A 19,029-nucleotide genomic window follows, 5' to 3' on the forward strand; every position below is an offset into this window, starting at 1 on the left:
GCGATGCCCGATGCCCCGCACACCACCCCACCATCGGACGAAGACGGGCGGGCGCAGCGGACGGATCCGCGGCGCATCGTGGTCGTGGGCGGTGTCGCCGGGGGGATGAGTTTCGCGGCACGGGCGCGCCGCCTCGATGAGAGCGCGGCGATCACGGTCCTGGAGCGCGGCGATCATGTGTCGTTCGCCAACTGCGGGCTCCCCTATCACGTGAGCGGTGAGATCGAGGACGAGGCGAGCCTGCTCGTGCAGACACCGCAATCGCTGCGAGCGGCGCTCAACATCACGGTGCACGTCGGCCACGAGGTCGTCGCGATCGACCCGGACCGGCGCACCGTCACGGCGTCGACCGCCCACGGAGAAGCGGAGTTCTCCTACGACGACCTGGTCCTCGCACCCGGCGCCGCCGCCCTGCGCCCCGACATCCCCGGCGTCGACCTGCCGCAGGTGCAGACGCTGCGCACGGTGGCCGAGGCCACCCGGCTGCGTGCTGTCGTCGATGCCGTGGGCGACGGGCGCCGCGCCGTCGTGCTCGGCGGCGGCTTCATCGGAGTGGAGGTCGCCGAGGCGCTGCGGATGAGGGGGATCGACGTCGAGCTCGTGCAATCCGGGCCGCACGTGTTGTCGCCGCTGGATGCGGAACTTGCCCACCTCGTCCAGGCCGAGCTCCGCGGTGCCGGCATCCGAGTGCGCACGCACTGCACCGCGACGCGGATCGATCCGGCCGCGCAGGGGGTCGTCGTCCACCTCACCGACGGCGATGCGGTGCCCGCGGATGTCGTCGTGGTCGCATCGGGGGTCACCCCGCAGTCGCAGTTGGCGCAGCAGGCGGGGGCGACGCTGGAGAACGGGGCGATACTCGTCGACGGGTTCGGCCGTACGAGCGTGCCGCGGATCTGGGCGGTGGGTGACGCGGTCGCCCACCCCGACCCCCTGGGCGGACGGTCGCGGGTGGTTCCCCTGGCCGGCCCGGCGAACCGCGACGGGCGGCTCCTCGCCGACGCGATGCTCGGTGACGGGCAGGTCGTCGCGCGGCCCCGTCCGATCGCCGTGGGCACGGCCATCGTCCGCGTCTGCGGGTTCACCGCCGCCCTCACCGGTGCGTCGCGGCGTGCACTGGATGCCGCCGGGACGGCATACGAGACGATCCACCTCCACGCCAACGATCACGCCGGCTACTTTCCCGGCGCCACGCCGATCCATCTCGTCGTGCACTTCGCGGCGGCTTCGTCGCCCGCACCGGGCCGGATTCTCGGCGCGCAGGCCGTGGGCGCCGCCGGCGTCGACAAGCGGATCGACGTCATCGCCACCGCAATGCGCGCCGGGCTGGGCATCGGTGACCTCATCGACCTCGATCTCTGCTACGCCCCGCCGTACGGCTCGGCGAAGGATCCCGTGACGATGGCGGGCCTGGTCGGCCAGAACGTGCTCGACGGCGTGACCAGGCACTGGCAGGCCTGGGAGCTGGACGAGGTGCGCCGGGCGGCGCTGATCCTCGACGTCCGGCGACCCGACGAGTGGGAGCGCGGGCACCTGCCCGGAGCGCTCCTCGTGCCGCACACCGAGGTGCGCGCACGGCTCGACGAGATTCGCGCGGCCGCGAAGGGACGCCCGATCCGCGTGCACTGTGCCTCGGGGGTGCGCTCCTACCTCGCTCATCGCATCCTCACCGCGGCGGGGCTGGACTCGGCCACCCTCTCCGGGGGCATGCAGACCCTCCTCGCTCTTCACGGCGACGGCATCCTCGAATAGCCGCAGCAGGAAAGGGGGGATGCCCGGGCCTTTCGAGCCCGGGCATCCTCCTTCCTGCGGTCAGATCACTTCTCGACGGTGACTCCGGTGAAGGTGTACGAAGAACGTCCGTACAGGTCGGCCTTCAGCCCGTGCACCTTGGAGGAGTACGGAACGAGCGTCTTGGGGAAGGCCGCGACGATGTCCACGCCCCGCTCGTACTCGATCTCCTGCATCTGCTGGATGTACGTGCACTGCTCGTCCTCGTCGGCGGTGGCGTACAGCTTCGCGGCCAGCTCGGCGTACTCGGGGTCGGCCCAGTGGCTGGCATTGTTCTCGCCGCCCTCCATGTAGTACCGCTTCGCGAGCGTGATGTACGGCTGCGAGGCGAAGCTCACCAGCGCCGGCCATTCCCTCCACTTCGCCAGGAACGCCGCCGAGTCCAGCTGCGTGACCTTGACGGTCACCCCGACCTCGGCCGCCTGCTGCGCATACAGCTGTGCGAACTCGAGCATTCCCGCGAAACCGTTGTCGGTCACGATCTCGATCTCGAGATTCTCGACCCCCGCCTCGTCCAAGAGTTCCTTGGCTCGGGTGAGGTCCTGCTCGCGCTGCGGGACATCCGGCGCGGGGCACGACGTATTGTTGCCGTTGATGTCGTTCGCCACGGTCGCATAGCCGCCGTAGGCGTTGCTGACGATCTGCTCGCGGTCCGCGATGAGGCGCATGGCCTCGCGGACGCGTTCGTCGTCGAAGGGGGCGATGTCGACGCGGAAGGAGAGGAACGCCTTGGTCGCGTTCTCGCTCTCCAGCACCTCGATCCCGGCGGTGGCCTTCATCGCCTCCACCTCAGCGAACGGCAGCGTGGAGATGACCTGCACCTGCCCGCCGCGCAGGGCGTTGCTGAGCGCCGACTGATCCTGGAACGTGATCATCGTCAGGTCGGTGAAGCCGGGCTTGTCCCCCCAGTAGTCGTCGAAGCGGGTGAACGTCGCCTGCTGGCCGGCCGTGAACGTGTCGAGCACGAACGGCCCGGTGCCGACGGGAGCATCCTCCGACCAGTTCGCGCCGGCCATCAGAAGTCTCTTGGAGGCCATCGCTGCGGGGAAGGGACCGTAGGGCTGGGTCAGGCCGATCTCGACCGTGAGGTCGTCGATCTTGGTGATCTTGTCCGGGTCGACGAAGCTGATCTCGCTCGCCCCGCCGTAGGCGTTGTCGGCGTCGAGGATGTAGCCGAGGCTCCACAGCACGTCGTCGGCGCCGAAGTCCGTGCCGTCGTGCTTCTTGACGCCCGACCGCAGGTGCACGGTCCACACGTCGAGCGTCTCGTTCGGCTCCATCGACTCGGCGAGCGCCATCTCCACGGATCCGTCGGCGGCGATCCGGGTCAGACCCTCGTACAGCTGTGCCCCCATCGCCAGTGTCATCGCCGAGGTCTTGTTGGGGTAGGGGCTGATGCTGTCGGTGCTGCCGCCGATGCTGCCGAACGTCAGGGAGTCGGCCAGCGCCGCCGTCTCGGTGACATCGCCGTCGGGCGTCGAGCCGGCGCAGGCCGCGAGGCCCACGACGAGCGTCAGGCTTGCGGCGACGGCGGTGACTCTGCGGAGCAGACGAGACGAGCTCGCGCTCATTCTGGTCTTCGGGATCTTCTTCACGTACAGTCCTCTCTGGCTTTGGCCGGCCCGCCGAGGCAGAACCGTGCCCTGGATGCGGGACACTCCACCGGGTCGCTCTGGCACGACCGGCCGATGGCGCTTGGTGCATCGCGCTTCTCTGATCCCAGACTCAGCATCCCGGGGTGCAGGTGAGCGGACATGATCCACTGCGCACGAACGTTGCTCCCCGGCGCACGCTGGTCGCGCGGTGGCCGGCCCGTCGTCTCAGTGCGCGTGGGCGGGCTGGCCTTCCGCGGGCCGGGTGGCCGAGAAGGCCAGCAACCCGTGCGTGTAGGCGCCGCCTGCGCGCAGCGCGGCAGACACCCACGCCGCCTCCGCGAGCTCCGCATCGCTCGCCCCCGCGGCGACGGCGTTGTGCGAATGGGACTCGATGCAATACGCGCACTGCGTCGTCAGTGCGACACCGAGCGCGATCAGCTCGAGGTATTTCAACGGGATCTCCCTCTGCTCGGGGGAGAACACCGCCGCGTTGAACTCGGCCCATCGCTGCAGCACGTCGGGAGTCTCCGCCTTGTAGATGCGGACGTTGCGACGGTCCTGGGCACGTTCATCCTTGCTGGTCATTCGAGTGATTCCCTTCTCGTTCCCCCGCCGACCATGAACAGGACGGCGAGCATCGCGGTGGCGGCGCAGATCATCGCAGCGCCGAGTCCGGCTCGTCCCGCCACGGTGGTGTGGGGCGACGGCCAGGTCGATGCGCCCGGCGGGCGCTCACAGGGAACTCGCCGGATTGAGGATGCCATCGGGGTCGAACAGCGACCTGATCCTCGTCTGCAGCGCATGCACGTCGGGGCCCAACTCCCGTGCGGCCCACTCTCTTTTGAGCCGGCCCACGCCGTGCTCGGCGGTGATCGTGCCGCCGAGTTCCAGGGCCAGCGCGAAGATCCGGTCGGCGACGATCTGCGCTCGAGGAGGGATCGGTGCTCCGGCGGGTGCCGGTTCGGTGACGAGAATCGGGTGGAGGTTGCCGTCCCCCGCGTGGCCGAAGACGAAGACCGGTACGTCCTCTTCTGCGGCGATGGCGGAGATCCGCTCCACCGCCTCCGCGAGGCGCGTACGCGGCACGGCGATGTCTTCGATGAGGGGACGCCCGATTGCCTCGAGGGCGGGAAGGGCCTGACGTCGGGCGAACAGCAGCCGGTCGGCATCGGCGGCGTCGGTGGCCACGTCGAAGGATGTCGCGAGGGCGCCGACCGCCTCGCGGATGACCGTCAGCTCCTCCTCCGCCCCGTAGCCGTCGGTCTGCACGAGGAGGAATGCGTCGCCGAGTTCGCGCAACCGCGTGCCTTCGGCGTCGTCGATGGCGCCGAGGGTCGCTCCGTCGAGGATCTCGAGCACGGCCGGCCGCGCGCCGGAGCGGGTGATCGCGGTCACCGCGCGGGCGGCGGTGGCGACGTCGGCGAAGAAGACGGCGGCGGTCGCGGTGCGCGCCGGCCGTGGCAGGAGCCGCAGCGTCGCACCGACGACGACACCCAGCGTCCCCTCGGATCCGGTGAACAGGCCGACGAGGTCATAGCCGGTCACGCCCTTGATCGTGTCGTGACCCACGTGGATCACGGTGCCGTCCGCCAGCACGACATCCAACGCCAGCACATGATCTCTCGTGACGCCGTACTTCGCCCCGCGCAGCCCACCCGCGTTGGTGGCGATGTTGCCGCCGATCGTCGAGATGCCCACACTGGCCGGGTCGGGGGCGTACATCAGCCCGTGCTCGGCGGCGGCACGATCCAGGTCTGCCGTGATCACTCCGGGCTCGACGCGGGCGAGCTGCTCGTCGGCATCGATCTGGACGATGCGGTCCATCCTGCTCAGATCCAGCACGAGAGCCTCGGCCGTCCCGGATGCGGCACCGGCCAGTCCCGAGCCGGCGCCCCGCGTGATGACCGGTGTCGCCGTCGCCGATGCCCAGGCCATCAGCCGCTGCACCTCCTCGATGTGCCGCGGACGGGCCACCGCCCGCGGCGCGCCCGCGCCCGGCCATCCCGAGCGGTCTGCCGCGGCGCCGTCGCGCGTGCGCCGATCGAGGGTGACGACCCCGGCCTCGACGAGTTCGGACAAGCTCATCCGACCGAAACCCGTCCGCCCAGCACGTCGGCGAGCGACATCTCGCCCGGCTTTCCCCCGCGTGCCGCGAGTGCACCGAGTCCGCGCTGCACCGCCTCGTTCAGCGGCGCCGTACGGCCGTGCCGGCGTGCGAGCCAGGTCACCTCGCCGTTGAGGTAGTCGCCCTCGCTGGATGCTCCGCGCGCGAAGGACTGCCACGTGGACAGCCCGGAGGAGTGGCCCGGAACAGTCTCGATCTCCAGGCGCGCATCCGCGGTGGGCGGCGCCACGGGCAGGCCGAGCTCGTCAAACAGCGCGCGCGCCTCTGCGCGCACCGCGCGCAGCGCCGCCTCCAACTCGTCCGGCTCGCTGTCGAACACCTCGACACCGTTGTGCAGATTCCCGATCAGCTTGCGGCGCTTGGCGGCGGCGATGTCCGGCTCCACCCACGTCGCGAAACCGCCGGCGCGGAAGGCGGCGCTGTGCTTTGCCTCCGCATCGGGATCGGAGAACGGATACGCACCGAGCCACACGAGGCCGACGAGCGGATACGAGGTCGCCACCACGACGCCGGGCTCCAAGTGACTCGCCTCGATCGCAACCGACACGCCGATCACCCGCCGGAACCGGCGAAGGGCGAGGTCTTCGGTGGCCAGGCCGTTCTGAAGAGTGAGGATGGGCAGGTCTGCCACGAGTCCCGTGCCGTCGGCGAGGGGTAGCCAGGCGATCTGCGTGAGCGCGCTCTCCGCATCCTGCGACTTCACCGCCAGCACGACGACATCCGCCGCCGTCGGCTGCGCGTCGGCGAGCGCGCCGACGACCTCCACGCGCACGATCTCATCGCCGTGCGGCCGTCGCACGCGCACGCCGTCGCGCGCGATCGCCTCCAGCGCACGCCCGCGCGCGACCAGGACGGTGGCCACGCCGGCGAGGGTCCATTGAGCGGCCAGGAACGCACCGATCGCACCGGCACCGACAATCAGGTACCGTCCCGTCTTCTCAGCCATCGGACGGCGCTCCGCCCGGCTCGGAGCCCGTCGCGACGGGACGGTCGGGAATGTTGGACCACTGGCTCCACGATCCCGGGTACAGACGCGGGGAGAAGCCTGCGATCGTCAGTGCGACGTAGGCGTGCGACGCGGTGACCCCCGAACCGCAATACACGCCCACCTCGCCGGTGCCGGCGCCGGCATGCTCGAACCGTCGCCGCAGGACGTCGGGCGGGAGGAAGCGCCCGGAGGCGTCGATGTTTCCCGCCGTCGGCAGGCTCACCGCCCCGGGGATGTGTCCGGCTCGGGGGTCGATGGGCTCCACATCCCCCCGATAGCGTTCTGCCGCCCGCGCATCCAGCAGCACGCCACGGTCGGGCAGTGCGGCCGCCTCGTCGATCGTGAGACGGGGGAGGAGGCCGCCGGTGAGGGTCGCCGCGCCGCGGGCGGGCACGACCTCGCCCGTCTCCAGCGGCAGTCCGGCGCTCGTCCACGCACCCAGGCCGCCGTCCAGCAGCCGCACGTCCAGACCGGCATCGGTGAGCACCCACCACGCGCGCGCCGCCGACATCGATCCGAGATCGTCGTAGACCACGACGGTGTCGCCGTCGTTGATGCCCCAGCGCCGGACCGACTCCTGGAGGTCCTCCCGACGCGGCAGCGGATGCCGGCCCTCGTCGGCGCGCCCGTGGGAGGCCAGCTCTGCGTCCAGGTCGACGTATACCGCACCCGGAATGTGTCCGGCGATGAAGTCCGGACGACCGTCCGGACGGTCCAGTCGCCATCGCACGTCGAGCAGACGCGGCCCGGCACCGCCCCCGACGAGATCCCCGAGCTGTTCGGCATCGATCAGTATGTTCGTCATCCTTGTCCTCTTCGTCCGTGCGCTCAGGCAGTGAGCGCTCCGCGGTCAGGCGACACGTCGTCCGGCGAACCAGGTCTGCGTCACGCCGATCCGGCGCAGTTCCTCCGGGGCGATGTCGAAGGGGTTCGCGTCCGTCACGATGAAATCCGCCGACTTGCCCGGCTCCAAAGACCCGGTGCGGTCGGAGATCCCCAGCGCCCGGGCCCCGTGCAGGGTCGTCATCGTGAGCGCCTCCGCGACGGTGACGGCCTGGTCGAGGGCGGATACGCCCGGACGCGTCCCGGTCGGGTCGGTGCGATTGACCAGCCCGTGCACGGCGTGCCAGGGGTTGGGATTGGCCGCGGCGGGCCAATCGGAACCGACGGACACGGTCGCGCCCGCGTCGAGAAGCTCCCGGTTGGGGTGCATCCGGCGGGCCAGCCCGGGGCGCACCAGATCGTCGATCATCGACGGGATGGCCCCCGGGTACCACATGTACGGCGAGATCTCGACGACGGCACCCACCGCGGTGAACCGGGCGACATCGCCCTCGGAGATGAACTGCGAGTGGCCGATCTGGTAGATGGTCTTCTCGAAGCCGTCCGCGCGCACCCGCTCCACGGCGTTCAGTGCAGCATGCACTGCGCCGTCTCCCGTGCAGTGGAACTTCGCCGACAACCCGAGCCGGGCAGCATCCTCGAGGATGCAGACGAGCTCCTCCTCGCCCAGCAGAGGGCCCACGTGCACGCCGTGCGGGAAGTCGGGGGACGGCTGATACGGATCCAGGAACGAGGCGGTGCGGGTGGGCGGGATGCCGTCCATGAAGATCTTGATGAAAGACGGCCGGTGGTGTTCGCTGCGCAGCGCGCCGGCTCTGGCCAACACGTCCTCGCCGCGCGGGAGGAAGCCGAAGATCTGCTCGTGCACGGGGATCGCGCTGACGACCCAGGCGTCCAACTGCCCGTCGGCGTCGAGGCTGGCAGCCCCGGACATCGATGCCTCCGAGGCGCCGGCATCGTGCATCGCCGTCACGCCCAGTCGGCTCAGCGGGCGGATGCCGGCCCGCATGCGCTCACGGTGGTCCGCGAGGGTGAACGCGCGAGTGGCGGCATAGGCGTGTTCGACGGGGATTCCGGCGGACTCCACGAGAAGCCCGGTCAGGCCTCCCGTGTCGGGGTCGCGCACGATGCGACCGTGCGGGGGATCGGGGCTGTCGTCGCCGATGCCCGCCCGTCGCATGGCTTCGGAGTTCACCCACCGGTTGTGACGGCTGCTCTCGCGGATCATCACCGGCCGGCCGCCCGAGACCGCATCCAACCGGGCCAGCGTGCGGTGCGAGCCGAGCTCTCCCAGCAGCTGTGAGCCGTAGGCGGCCACGACGACCCAGTCTTCCGACGGGTCAGCCCGGACATGACGATCGACGGCGTCGAGCACCTGGTCGAGCGTGAACTCCCGCGGTACGACGACCTCGTGCAGCTCCGCCTGTCCGTGCAGGGAGACATGGTTGTGAGCGTCGACGAACCCGGGCATGACGAAGGCGCCCTCCAACGACACGAAGTCGGTGTCGGGGCCCGCCGTCGCCTCGACGTCCTCCCGGGTGCCGACGGCCAGCAGCGTTCCGCCCCGCAGGGCGAAGGCGCCCGGAACCGGCCGATCGGTCGTGGAGGTGAAGATCGTCGCGTTCAGGAAGACGGTGTCGGCGTTCATGCTCCGACCGTCGTGAACACTTTGCTCGCGATCCGCCAGGTGCCCTCCGACCTGACCAGACCGAAGTAGTTGCGGAAGTTCGCTCCGAGATAGGCCTTCTCGTCGAGAACGGCCGACGCCACGTCGCCGGTCGCCGACACGCTGTGGATCTCGTAGCTGTAGGAGTCGTCCGGTGCCGGTGAGGTCGCGACCACCTGTTCGGCGAACTCTCCCGCCGACATCGTCACGAACTGGTCGCCCAGGTAGCCCCACATCGTGCCGTCCGCGCGGAAGGCGTCCTTGACGCGGGTCGGGTCAGCGGTGCGCACGCCCTCGACGTAGGCCGTGACGGCGGCGACGATCTCTTCGTGCATGGGGTTCTCCTTGCGGGGCTGAGAGGTGGGGGCCGGGGGATGCAGTGTGCCGTCGGGGTCGAGCCGCTCGACCGCGAGGCGGATCGCCTGAACGACACGAGTGACCTCCTCGGCGGTGATCACCAGCGGCGGCATGATCACGATGGTGCCGTGAGAGACGTTCAAGAGCACGCCGGACTCGTCACGGATGGCCTGCGTGAGCGGCAGATCGATCCCGTCGAGGGGTTGCTTGGTCGCCTTGTCGGCGACCAGGTCGATGCCGAGCATCAGGCCCACCCCGTGGACGTCTCCGACGACGGGGAGCTCCAGCAGCGGTTGCAGCTCTGCCAGGAACTGGGCGCCGCGGGCCCGCGCGTTCTCCAGCAGGCCTTCGCGTTCGATGATGTCGAGGTTCGCCACCGCGGCAGCGCACGACGCGGCGTGCCCCCCGTACGAGCCTCCGCTGGGCAGTGGGTCCACGACCGCCGCGACATCCCCGGAGAGCAGGATCGCCCCGATGGGCATGTAGCCGCTCGCGAGCCCCTTCGCCAGCAGGATGACATCGGGTCGAAGACCCAGCGCCGAACTGGCCAGCCACTGCCCGGTGCGACCGATGCCCGTGACGACCTCGTCCATCACGAGGAGGATGCCGTTGCGGTGCAGCACCTCCTGCACACGAGGCCAGTAGTCGGCGGGCAGCGGGATCATTCCGGCGGGTCCGAGTGCGGGCTCGCCGAACATCGCGGCGATGCGCTCCGGTCCGACCTGCGCGATCGTGCGTTCCAGGTCACGAATGCAGTAATCGGTCAGGTCTTCATCGGGCGGGCAGTCGTTGCGGTACGGAGTCGGCGCGGCGACTTGGACGACCATGCCGGGGAACTGATCTTCCATTCCCAGCGGCAGATGCGCCGCCAGCGCGCCGCCCGCGACGGTCCGGCCGTGATACGCGCCGCGCAAGGTGATGATCACGGTGCGTTCGGGATGTCCCGAGGCGGCGTGGTAGTAGCGCGCGATCTGCAGGGCCTCGTCGTCGGCTTCGGATCCGCTGGTGCAGTAGCGCACCTTCGCGATGTTGTCCGGTGCGAGCGCGACAAGACGCTCCGACAGTGCGATGACCGGCTTGTTGCTGATGCCGAAGCGGAGGGAGAAGTGCGCGAAGTCGCTCAGCTGCCGATGCACGGCATCCGCGATCTCGCGCCGACCGTGACCGACCTGCACGAGCCATGCGCCCGCGTGTGCGTCGAGGAACTCCCGCCCGTCCTCGGCCACGAGCGTGCACCCGTGACCGTCTTTGAGGACGACGCGCTCGCCGTCGGCGGGCGTGACGGGATGCACGACGTACCGGATGTCCTTTTCCACCCAGTCGGCGTTGCTCGTGCTCTCGCCCTGCGGCTGCGCCGGCTGGCGGTCATCCTGGATTGCTGAACTCATGTGACCATTCTGTTTCGCGGCGAAGGAGCGACTGTTGATCGACAGCGCAAACGGGTCTTCCCCGAGCGCAGGAAGGCGTCGTGACATCTCTCTCACGCGCTCCGCGCTTCCGGTACGTCGAGCGTATCTGCCATGAGCGCCCTCGTGTAGTCGTGCGTCGGTGCCGACAGGACCGCCTCGGTGGGTCCGGACTCCACGAGGTGACCCTTGTTGAGCACGACGACTTTGTCGGCGATGCTGCGCACGACGGCCAGGTTGTGCGTGACGAAGACCATCGAGAGACCCTCGTCCAGCAGTGACCTCAGCAGTTCGATGACCGACGCCTGCACCGACACGTCCAGGGCGGAGGTCACCTCGTCGCACAACAGCACCCGCGGCTCGCAGACCAGCGCGCGGGCGATCGCGACGCGTTGACGCTGGCCGCCGGAGAGGTCAGCGGCATACCGCTGCGCGTAGCGTGCCGGAATCTCGACCCGCTCCAGCGCATCCGCGGCTCGCTGCCGTGCCTCATCCCGGTCGACGCCGAAGAAATGCTGGAGCGGCAGCGTCAGACTGGCCTCGATCGTCTTGCGCGGGTTGAGCGAGCCGTACGGGTTCTGGAAGACGTACTGCAACCCTCGCCGCATGTCGTCGCTGCGCCGGCTCGCCAGCGCCGGCATCGGCGCGCCCTCGAACTGGAACTCGCCGGTCTGCTCTTCGTGCAGCCCGATGAGACAACGCGACATCGTCGTCTTGCCGCTGCCCGACTCTCCGACCACCGCCAGACACTCGCCGCGGCCAAGCTCGAACGAGACGTCGAACAGGATCTGCCTTCCGGCGTATCCGGCGGCGAGACGGGAGACGGCGAGCGCGGGCTGTTCGCCGGGCACGTCGACCCGCTCGTCGCTGATGCGCTGCGAGGTGCGTGCGGCAGCGGCGACGTCCGTCGCGCGCAGGCAGCGCACGTCGGTGTCCGCATCCACCAGGGTGAGCGGGGGATGCGTGTGGTGGCAGGCATCGACGGCGAAGGTGCACCGTGACACGAATCGGCATCCCTGGTCGATCTCGCCCACTCCGGCTGCCCGACCCGGAATGGGTACGAGGCGGTGACGCGCCGCCATCGACGGAACGGCGTCGAGCAGCGCTCTCGTGTAGGGGTGGGTGGGGCGCGTGATCACCCGCATGCTGGGTCCGCTCTCCACGATCTCGCCCGCGTACATGACCGTCACGGCGTCGGCCACCTCTGCGACGACCGCGAGGTCGTGGGAAACGTAGACCGCCGCCATCCGGCGGCTGTGGCACAGATCGCGCACCAGCTCCAGCACGCGGGCCTGGGTCGACACGTCCAGACCCGTCGTGGGCTCGTCGAAGACGATGAGCCGCGGTGCGGCGGCCATCGCCATCGCTATCGCCACACGTTGCTGCTGACCGCCCGACAGTTCCCGCGGACGACGGCGGAGGAAGGCGTCGTCGCTCGGCAGACCCACCGCGACGAGCAACTCCCGGACGGTGGCCAGAGCACGGGAGCGGTCCGCGTCCAGGCCCTCGGTGAGTTGCGTGGCCAGACTCAGACTGGGGTTGAGCGCGGTGGCGGGATCCTGCGGAACATAGGCGACCGTGCGTCCGCGCATCGCACGCAGTTGCGCATCGGGCAGAGAGAGCAGGTCTCTGCCGTCGATCGTGACGCTTCCGCTCGTGATCGACGCGCCAGGTCGCGCGAACCCGAGCAGAGCAAGCGCGAGCGTGCTCTTGCCCGACCCGGACTCGCCGACGACGCCCATCACCTCGCCGCTGTCCAGGTGCAGGGAGACATCGGAGATGATGGGTGCGCCGCCGCGTACCGCGACTGTCAGCCCGGTGACCTCGATCGCCTTCGCCATGTCACGCCTTCCCTTCGGTCCGGGCGATGATGCGCGCCGTGCCCTCGGCGATGAGGTTGCCTCCGACGGTGTAGAGCACGATGAACACCATCGGCGCGAGCACTGCGATCGGCTGGATCGCGAGTCCTGCGCGGTTCTCGCTCACCATGAGACCCCAATCTGCCGTGGGGGGCTGGATGCCGTATCCGATGAAGCTCAGCGAGGCGAGCAGCCCCACCGAGACCATGAGCCGCACGCCGAACTCCACCATCAGCGGTGACGTGATGTTCGGAAGCAGTTCGCCCAGCAGTATTCGGCGACCGGGGATCCCGACGGCCCGTGCCCAGAGCACGTATTCGCTCGACGTGAGGGGCCAGGTCGCGCCGCGGATGACGCGGGCGCATCCGGGCATGATGGCCAGGGCGACGAGGAGCACGAGCAGCCAGGGCTGCGGGCCGACGATCGACACGAAGAGCAATGCGAAGAGGATGCCGGGAAACGCGAGGAGCACATCCATGCTGCGCATGAGAAGCACGTCTGCCCAGCCGCGGCGATAGGCGCTCACGAGTCCGATGAACGAACCCGCCGTGACGCCGAGGATCGTCGCTGTCGGTGCCATCCAGGCGAGGTGGATGCCGCCGGCCAAAAGTCGCGACCACACGTCGTAGCCGAGGTGGTCGGTGCCGAGGAGATGCTCCGCACCGGGGAGCTGGTAGCTCATCCCCACCGACTTGAGCGGGTCGTACGGCGTGACGAGCGGGCCGACGAGCGCGAACGCGGTCGTCGCGACGAGAAGCAGGGTGCCGAATCGGACCTGCCCGGACCGGAGGAATCGCGAGAACCCGGCCGGTCTCGTCCGCGCGGGTGCAACGGGTGCCTGCGTTCGCGTTGTGTGGGTCATGCGGTCCTCACCGGGTCGGGTTCCGGCGGCCTGCGGAAAGCAGGTCGGCGACGAGATTGAGCACGAAATACGACGCGGCGATGATGAGCACGACGGCTTGGATCACCGGCACATCGCGGGCCGTGATCGCCTCGACCAGGAGCGTCCCGATGCCGGGGAAGGCGAACATGAACTCGACGACGACGACGCCTCCGATCGTGAACGCGGCGACGAGGCTCGCTGCGGGGATCGCCGGCCCCAGCGCGTTGGGCAGCGCGTGCAGGTAGACGATCCTGCGTTCCGAGAGACCCTTCAGCCGCGCCATCTGGATGTATTCGCTGCTCATGACGTCGATGAACGACGCCCGGATGAGCCGCGACAGGTACGCGCTCCCGCCCACCACGAGGGTGAGCACGGGAAGTGCGAGCTCCGGCAGATGGGCCAGCGGGCTGTCACCGGGTGGGATGAGCGACACGGGCGGCAGAACGGGCCACACCGTGGTGCCCAGGAGGGCGATGAACACGGTTCCCATCACGAACTCCGGCGTGGCGTTGGCAATCATCGAGAGGGTGAGAAAGCCCTTGTCGGCGAGCCGGTCTCTCATGCGCGCGGCGGTGATGCCGGTCACCAGGGACAGCGGGAACATGATCACGAGCGCGACGGCTGCGAGGGTGAGAGAGTTCGTCAACCGCGCGCCGATCATGCTCGACACGGTCGCGCCGGAGGCCAACGAGGTGCCGAAGTCGAGATGCGCGACGCCGGCCAGCCAGTGGAGGTACTGCAGCCAGGCCGGTTGGTCGAGGCCGAGGTGCTCGCGCAGGATGGCGAGCTGTTCCGGGGTGGCGCTCTCACCGAGGACGATCAGTGCGACATCGCCCGGCATCAGTTGCGTGGCGAAGAAGATCAACATGGAGACGATCAGCAGGGTGAGCACACCCTGCGCCGCGCGCACGAGCACGAACCGCGTGCCGCCGGCTCGCCATCTCGACACCCGCGTCGGGCGCGCCGCCGATTCTTGCGTCATCGGTTGCGCGTGTGGATCTTCCTCTGATGTCATGTTCCCCCCTCGAATTGACATCATCTCCGTCGGAGGCCGTGTGCCGGTTGACTCCTCGGGCACGGTCGTTGACCGTGACGGAAGGTGAAGATGGCGTCGGTCCGCACGGCCCGCAGGACACGGCCCATAGGACACGGCGGGCTCCCGTGCGCCGGCCTCCGGCGTTTCCCGCGACCGTCAGTGCATCGCCCGGTATTCGCTGGGCGACACGTTGAATGCGGCCTTGAACGCACGGCTGAAGTGCGCGGCATCCACGAAACCCCATCGCGCCGCGATCGCGGCCACGGGCCGGTCGGCGAGCGCCGGGTCGACGAGGTCGCGACGGCACCGCTCGAGACGGCGAGTGCGGATCCACGTCGAGACGGTCGTGCCCTGCTCCTGGAAGAGGCCGTGCAGGTGGCGAGTCGAGATGAAATGCGCCGCGGCGATCGAGGCGGGGCCGAGGTCGGTGGAGGCGAGGTCGCGGTCGATGTAGCCGTAGATTCGCTGCATGAGCGCGCGATGCGGGTCGGCGGCGGCTGTGTCGAGTCCGAGCTCGTGGGTGAAGACGGTCGTGACCAGGTCGAGCACGCTGTGCGTGAGCATGGCGCCCGTGGTGCCGCGCAACCGGTCGAGGTTCGCGGCGAGCTGCGCGAGAAACGGCGCGACGACGACGCCGAGACCCTCGTTCCCGGGGATGCGCACGGCGGTGAGCTGGCCGACCTGCTCCGGCGGCAGCGTGATGAAGTGGCGCGGGAACATCACGACCATCGTGCGGAAGTCCTCGTCGAAGACGAGGGAGTACGGCCGGCTGGTGTCGTAGACGGCGAGGTCGCCTGGGGAGAGCACGGCTTCTCGATTGTCCTGGATGAGAAGGCCGGTGCCGGCCAGCATGATCCCCAGTTTGAAGTACGCCTTGTCGTTTCGCGCGATGAGCTCGGGTGTCCGCTCGACGACGTGATCCGTTGCGTGCACGTCGGTGACGTGCACCCCGTCGACACCGACCGAGCGGATCATGCCGCGAAACTGGTCGGCATGCGTGCTCGTCACCTGCAGGGGCACGAACGAGTCGTTCACCGCGGCACGGAACTCGCTGATGTTCTCGGCGACGGTGGTGAGGATCACGTCGTTGTCAATCGTCGTCGGCACGGGCGTCTCATTTCCCTGGACTTATTTGTTGCACCGTATACGATCGCAGGAGAATCTGCTACTCCTCGCGGCCGGCGGTGCGACGTGGGTCGCCGACGGTCGGGTGGACGCGATCAGTGCCCGTGGTCGCAGGCGCAGCCCTCACCGCAGCAACCGGCATCTCCCGATCGCACGTGACCGGCCTGGCTCGATTCGGGCACGTCCATCGCCGGGTTGACGTCGAGGAAGCCGTACGGCTTGAACCAGAACCCGGCGTAGTCCACCGGCATGATCGGCCAGTCCTCCGGGCGCGGGATGTGCGTGAGGCCGAAGGTGTGCCACAGCACGAAGTCCTCGCCGTCGATCGACCGATCGCCCGCCGCGTAGGCCGGCAGCCCGGCGCCGCCCTGATGGGCGTTCGGGTAGCGGCCGGCCGGCCAGCGGGCCTGCTTGTCGTACGCCGTCGCCCACAGATGCTTGGTCGCGAACGTGGCGCGCGCCGCGACCGACGACGCAGGGTCGGCCATCAGCAGCGCCGTCGGTTCGGGGATCAGGTGATATGCGGTCGGCTTGCCGATGTAGTTGGTCTTCGACGCGCTCTGGACCTCCCACACGCGAGCGACGGACGTGTCTGCCTCGCGCTGCGCCTCGCTCTCGGTGCGCAGCGGCGTCGCGCTCCAGGTGAACGCGTTGCCGAAGGGGTTGCGCTCGCCCATCGGGATGCGCACCGCGTCGACCTCGAACAGGCGGTTGTCCTCGCCGTCGATCGCGACGTCCAGGCGCGCACTGAACAGGTGCTGGTGCACAGGAGCGAAGATCCCCGGTGCGATCTCGGGTGCGTGCGGGTTGCTCGATCCGGGGATGCCGGCCCCGACGAACACGATGCCGGTCGCCTTCGCCTCGACCTGGATCGAGCCGTCGAGATACAGGTACCAGTAGAACCCGTAGTCGTAGTTGCCGATCGTGGCGAAGTACGAGATCACCAGGCGCCGCGAGCGGCGCACGTGCGAACCGACGATGCTCGGCTCGGTGTGCTTCCAGAGGATGCCGTAGTCCTCCTCGTGCATGCACACGACGCCCGGGATCTTCACGGCGTGACCGTGGTCGTCGGCGACGTAGCCGTCGAAGTAGCGGATGACGCCGAGGCAGTCGCAGCCGAGCTCGAGGTGGTTGGCGTTCTTGCCGAGCAGGTACTCTCCGGCGTCGAAGTAGCTGATCCAGAACCGGGTGTTGCTCGTGTCGCCGTAGGGGACGACCATCTCGGGCACGCTCGCGCGGCTGAGCACCGGGCGGTCGTCGAAGCGCACATCGTGCAGCACGAGACCCTCGCGGGCGTTGAAGTCGACGCGCAGCGACCAGTTCTCCCACTGCACGCGGTGGCCGTCGACGCGGAAGCTCGGCCCCTCCGGCTGGGTGATCTCGATCGGCTTGAGCGTCTCGCGCGCGGGGCCCACGGCATCCGGGGTGTAATTGCCGCTGCCGGCCGGCACGGGGATGTCGCCCTCGTCCTCGATGCCGATCACCGTGTTCGCGACGAGGTCGATGTGCACGATGAGACCCTCGACCGGATGCGCCCAGGGGAGGTCATCCTCGCTGTCGCGCAGGAACGTCAGCGAGCGGATGACGCGCCTGCCGACCTCGTTCGCCCGACCCACGAATCCGGGGGCCAGCGGCCCGCAGAACGCCAGCTCCATCCGGTCGGCCAGACCCCGGCGCGCCATCGCGGCCTGCCACTCGGGCGAGGCCTTGACGATGCGTGCGGCGCGCTCGTACTCCTCGAAGAGGTACTGCGGCTGACCATACGGCGCGGTGGTCGGGTCGTGGGGGCTCTGGGCGACGACCTCGCCCTTCGTGATCGACACGAGCGCCTCGGTGACGGCGCCGGTCGTCGTCTCCAGAAGGGTCACCTCGACGCGGCGGTCGATCTCGTCGCCCGGCCGCCACGCGGCCAGTTCGGCCTTGTCGTACTCGTCGGGCAGCAGCGACGGCACCCGCACGGCGTCGCCGAGCAGCCCCGCCGCGACGAGGATCTCGCGCGCGCGCTCGATCTCGGCGGCGGTCAGCGGATCGCGGGGATGCCGCGCCGTCTGCCCGGTGACGTCGGTCACCGGCAGCAGGCCCGCGGGCGCGTCGGCGTGATCGTGGTGGGAGTGGTCGTGGTGCGTCATGGCAGTCTCCTCCAGAGTCGCTGTCCAGTCTGCTCCCTTCGGCCGGCCCGCGCTTGACGGCGGGTGCACGGCTCGTGACTCAGGATGCCGCGTGCCGCCGTCTCGCCGGGCTGCGGCATCCGTCATCCGTCTCCGGCATCCTCCGTCCGTCTCCGGCATCCTCCGTCATCGAAAACAGGACATCGTTCGAGAACAGGACGAAACCACCGGCATCCGTCCTGTTCTCGCGTGATCTCCTGTTTTCGGTGACGTCATAACCTCCTCCACAGGCGGCCGATTGCCGGAATCTGTCCACAGATCGGGTCCGCGGCCCCCACGGGATGGATGCCGGGGCCACGATGGCGGGGTGAGAACCACGGCAGATCTTGAGCACACCCTCCATGCGCGCGGTGGCGCGGTGCACAGCGCCGACCTGCGCGCGGCGGGATACTCGCCGCATGCGATGCGCCTGGCGATCGCCGCCGGACGCGCCGAGCGGGTACGGCGCTCATGGCTGGTCGCGCCGACGTGCGATCCGCAGGTGCGGGCTGCCGCGGCGGTCGGCGGTCGTCTGACGTGCATCACCGAGGCCGAGCGGCGGGGGCTGTGGACACCGGAGCACTCCGGGCGGCTTCATGTCGCGGTGCCGTCGACCGCCTCCCGGCTTGCGGCCGACGGCATGGTGCTGCACTGGGCGCCGGGGCCCGCGCCCATGGGAGGTCACGCCCTTGTCGACGGCCTCGTGAACGTGCTCTTCCACGTCGCAGGCTGCCTCGAACCTGCCGACGCGCTCGCGGTGTGGGAGTCGGCGCTGCGCAAGCGCATGGTCGACCCCGACGTGCTGCGCCGGGTGCAGTGGCGCAGCACGGCGGCGACGCGCTATGCGAGCGTCGCGTCGTCGCTGTCCGACTCGGGTCTGGAGACCCGGTTCGTCGATCTCATGCGGTCGATCGGGGTCGAGGTGCAGCAGCAGAAGTGGATCGACGGGCATCCGCTCGATGGCCTCATCGGCGAGCGTCTCGGCATCCAGCTCGACGGGTTCGCGCACCATCGGGCGGCGGACCGCCGACGCGACCTGCGCGCGGACGCGCGGCTTGTGCTCCGCGGCTACACGATTCTGCGGTTCGACTTCTACCAGATCCTGTTCTGCCCCGAAGAGGTCATCGCGACGATCACCATGGCCATGGCGCAGGGGCTGCACCTCGCGCGGTAGCTTCCGGCATCCGTCGCCGGTCTCCGGCATCCGT

At 69.5% G+C, this 19,029-nt stretch carries 14 protein-coding genes; 2 read left to right on the plus strand and 12 right to left on the minus strand.

The features are described 5' to 3' along the window. Positions 1 to 3 precede the first annotated feature (3 nt). The gene (locus QM720_RS07975; protein WP_415125580.1) at positions 4 to 1,752 is read left to right on the plus strand and encodes an FAD-dependent oxidoreductase; all 1,749 of its coding nucleotides are present in this window, start codon (positions 4 to 6) and stop codon (positions 1,750 to 1,752) included. Between the two features lie 65 nt (positions 1,753 to 1,817). Here QM720_RS07975 and QM720_RS07980 read toward each other — a convergent pair whose 3' ends face one another. The 12 genes from QM720_RS07980 to QM720_RS08035 all read right to left on the minus strand — a co-directional run bounded on the left by QM720_RS07980 (position 1,818) and on the right by QM720_RS08035 (position 17,803). After that, on the minus strand, positions 1,818 to 3,386 hold the full coding sequence (locus QM720_RS07980; RefSeq protein ID WP_415125581.1) for an ABC transporter substrate-binding protein: 1,569 nt from the start codon (positions 3,384 to 3,386) through the stop codon (positions 1,818 to 1,820). A 225-nt stretch (positions 3,387 to 3,611) separates the two neighbouring features. Beyond that, the gene (locus QM720_RS07985; protein WP_415125582.1) at positions 3,612 to 3,971 is read right to left on the minus strand and encodes a carboxymuconolactone decarboxylase family protein; all 360 of its coding nucleotides are present in this window, start codon (positions 3,969 to 3,971) and stop codon (positions 3,612 to 3,614) included. Positions 3,972 to 4,118: 147 nt separating this feature from the next. Further along, complete coding sequence (locus QM720_RS07990; RefSeq protein ID WP_415125583.1) at positions 4,119 to 5,471, minus strand: FAD-binding oxidoreductase; 1,353 nt, start codon at positions 5,469 to 5,471, stop codon at positions 4,119 to 4,121. Next, on the minus strand, positions 5,468 to 6,457 hold the full coding sequence (locus tag QM720_RS07995) for a ketopantoate reductase family protein (protein ID WP_415125584.1): 990 nt from the start codon (positions 6,455 to 6,457) through the stop codon (positions 5,468 to 5,470). Before QM720_RS07995 ends, QM720_RS07990 begins: the two co-directional genes overlap by 4 nt. Next, positions 6,450 to 7,304 (minus strand): sulfurtransferase, encoded by an 855-nt coding sequence (locus tag QM720_RS08000; RefSeq protein ID WP_415125585.1) that lies wholly within the window; start codon positions 7,302 to 7,304, stop codon positions 6,450 to 6,452. The genes QM720_RS07995 and QM720_RS08000 overlap by 8 nt, the downstream gene beginning before the upstream one ends. A gap of 45 nt (positions 7,305 to 7,349) precedes the next feature. Further along, positions 7,350 to 8,990 carry an amidohydrolase gene (locus QM720_RS08005; protein ID WP_415125586.1) on the minus strand — a complete coding sequence of 547 codons (1,641 nt, stop codon included), beginning with the start codon at positions 8,988 to 8,990 and terminating at the stop codon, positions 7,350 to 7,352. Further along, positions 8,987 to 10,753 carry an aminotransferase class III-fold pyridoxal phosphate-dependent enzyme gene (locus QM720_RS08010; protein WP_415125587.1) on the minus strand — a complete coding sequence of 589 codons (1,767 nt, stop codon included), beginning with the start codon at positions 10,751 to 10,753 and terminating at the stop codon, positions 8,987 to 8,989. Before QM720_RS08010 ends, QM720_RS08005 begins: the two co-directional genes overlap by 4 nt. Before the next feature lie 92 nt (positions 10,754 to 10,845). After that, positions 10,846 to 12,612 (minus strand): dipeptide ABC transporter ATP-binding protein, encoded by a 1,767-nt coding sequence (locus QM720_RS08015; RefSeq protein ID WP_415125588.1) that lies wholly within the window; start codon positions 12,610 to 12,612, stop codon positions 10,846 to 10,848. A gap of 1 nt (position 12,613) precedes the next feature. Beyond that, positions 12,614 to 13,492 (minus strand): ABC transporter permease, encoded by an 879-nt coding sequence (locus QM720_RS08020; protein ID WP_415125589.1) that lies wholly within the window; start codon positions 13,490 to 13,492, stop codon positions 12,614 to 12,616. A gap of 7 nt (positions 13,493 to 13,499) precedes the next feature. Beyond that, positions 13,500 to 14,495: an ABC transporter permease gene (locus QM720_RS08025; RefSeq protein WP_415125590.1), complete on the minus strand. Its 996-nt coding sequence runs from the start codon at positions 14,493 to 14,495 to the stop codon at positions 13,500 to 13,502. Between the two features lie 210 nt (positions 14,496 to 14,705). Beyond that, on the minus strand, positions 14,706 to 15,656 hold the full coding sequence (locus tag QM720_RS08030) for a helix-turn-helix domain-containing protein (protein WP_415125591.1): 951 nt from the start codon (positions 15,654 to 15,656) through the stop codon (positions 14,706 to 14,708). Positions 15,657 to 15,769: 113 nt separating this feature from the next. Next, complete coding sequence (locus QM720_RS08035; RefSeq protein ID WP_415125592.1) at positions 15,770 to 17,803, minus strand: primary-amine oxidase; 2,034 nt, start codon at positions 17,801 to 17,803, stop codon at positions 15,770 to 15,772. Positions 17,804 to 18,149: 346 nt separating this feature from the next. On the opposite strand from QM720_RS08035, the gene QM720_RS08040 reads away from it, so the two are divergent. Next, the gene (locus QM720_RS08040; RefSeq protein ID WP_415125593.1) at positions 18,150 to 18,995 is read left to right on the plus strand and encodes a DUF559 domain-containing protein; all 846 of its coding nucleotides are present in this window, start codon (positions 18,150 to 18,152) and stop codon (positions 18,993 to 18,995) included. Positions 18,996 to 19,029 lie beyond the last annotated feature (34 nt).

The organism is Microbacterium sp., from assembly GCF_047602155.1.
Taxonomy (GTDB): domain Bacteria; phylum Actinomycetota; class Actinomycetes; order Actinomycetales; family Microbacteriaceae; genus Microbacterium.

Coding starts and splice junctions, on each gene's coding strand:
- QM720_RS07985 (WP_415125582.1), bottom strand. CDS start 3,971: ATGACCAGCAAGGATGAACGTGCCCAGGACCGTCGCAACGTCCGCATC.
- QM720_RS08015 (WP_415125588.1), bottom strand. CDS start 12,612: ATGGCGAAGGCGATCGAGGTCACCGGGCTGACAGTCGCGGTACGCGGC.
- QM720_RS07995 (WP_415125584.1), bottom strand. CDS start 6,457: ATGGCTGAGAAGACGGGACGGTACCTGATTGTCGGTGCCGGTGCGATC.
- QM720_RS08020 (WP_415125589.1), bottom strand. CDS start 13,492: ATGACCCACACAACGCGAACGCAGGCACCCGTTGCACCCGCGCGGACG.
- QM720_RS08005 (WP_415125586.1), bottom strand. CDS start 8,990: ATGAACGCCGACACCGTCTTCCTGAACGCGACGATCTTCACCTCCACG.
- QM720_RS08035 (WP_415125592.1), bottom strand. CDS start 17,803: ATGACGCACCACGACCACTCCCACCACGATCACGCCGACGCGCCCGCG.
- QM720_RS08000 (WP_415125585.1), bottom strand. CDS start 7,304: ATGACGAACATACTGATCGATGCCGAACAGCTCGGGGATCTCGTCGGG.
- QM720_RS07990 (WP_415125583.1), bottom strand. CDS start 5,471: ATGAGCTTGTCCGAACTCGTCGAGGCCGGGGTCGTCACCCTCGATCGG.
- QM720_RS07975 (WP_415125580.1), top strand. CDS start 4: ATGCCCGATGCCCCGCACACCACCCCACCATCGGACGAAGACGGGCGG.
- QM720_RS08025 (WP_415125590.1), bottom strand. CDS start 14,495: ATGACGCAAGAATCGGCGGCGCGCCCGACGCGGGTGTCGAGATGGCGA.
- QM720_RS08010 (WP_415125587.1), bottom strand. CDS start 10,753: ATGAGTTCAGCAATCCAGGATGACCGCCAGCCGGCGCAGCCGCAGGGC.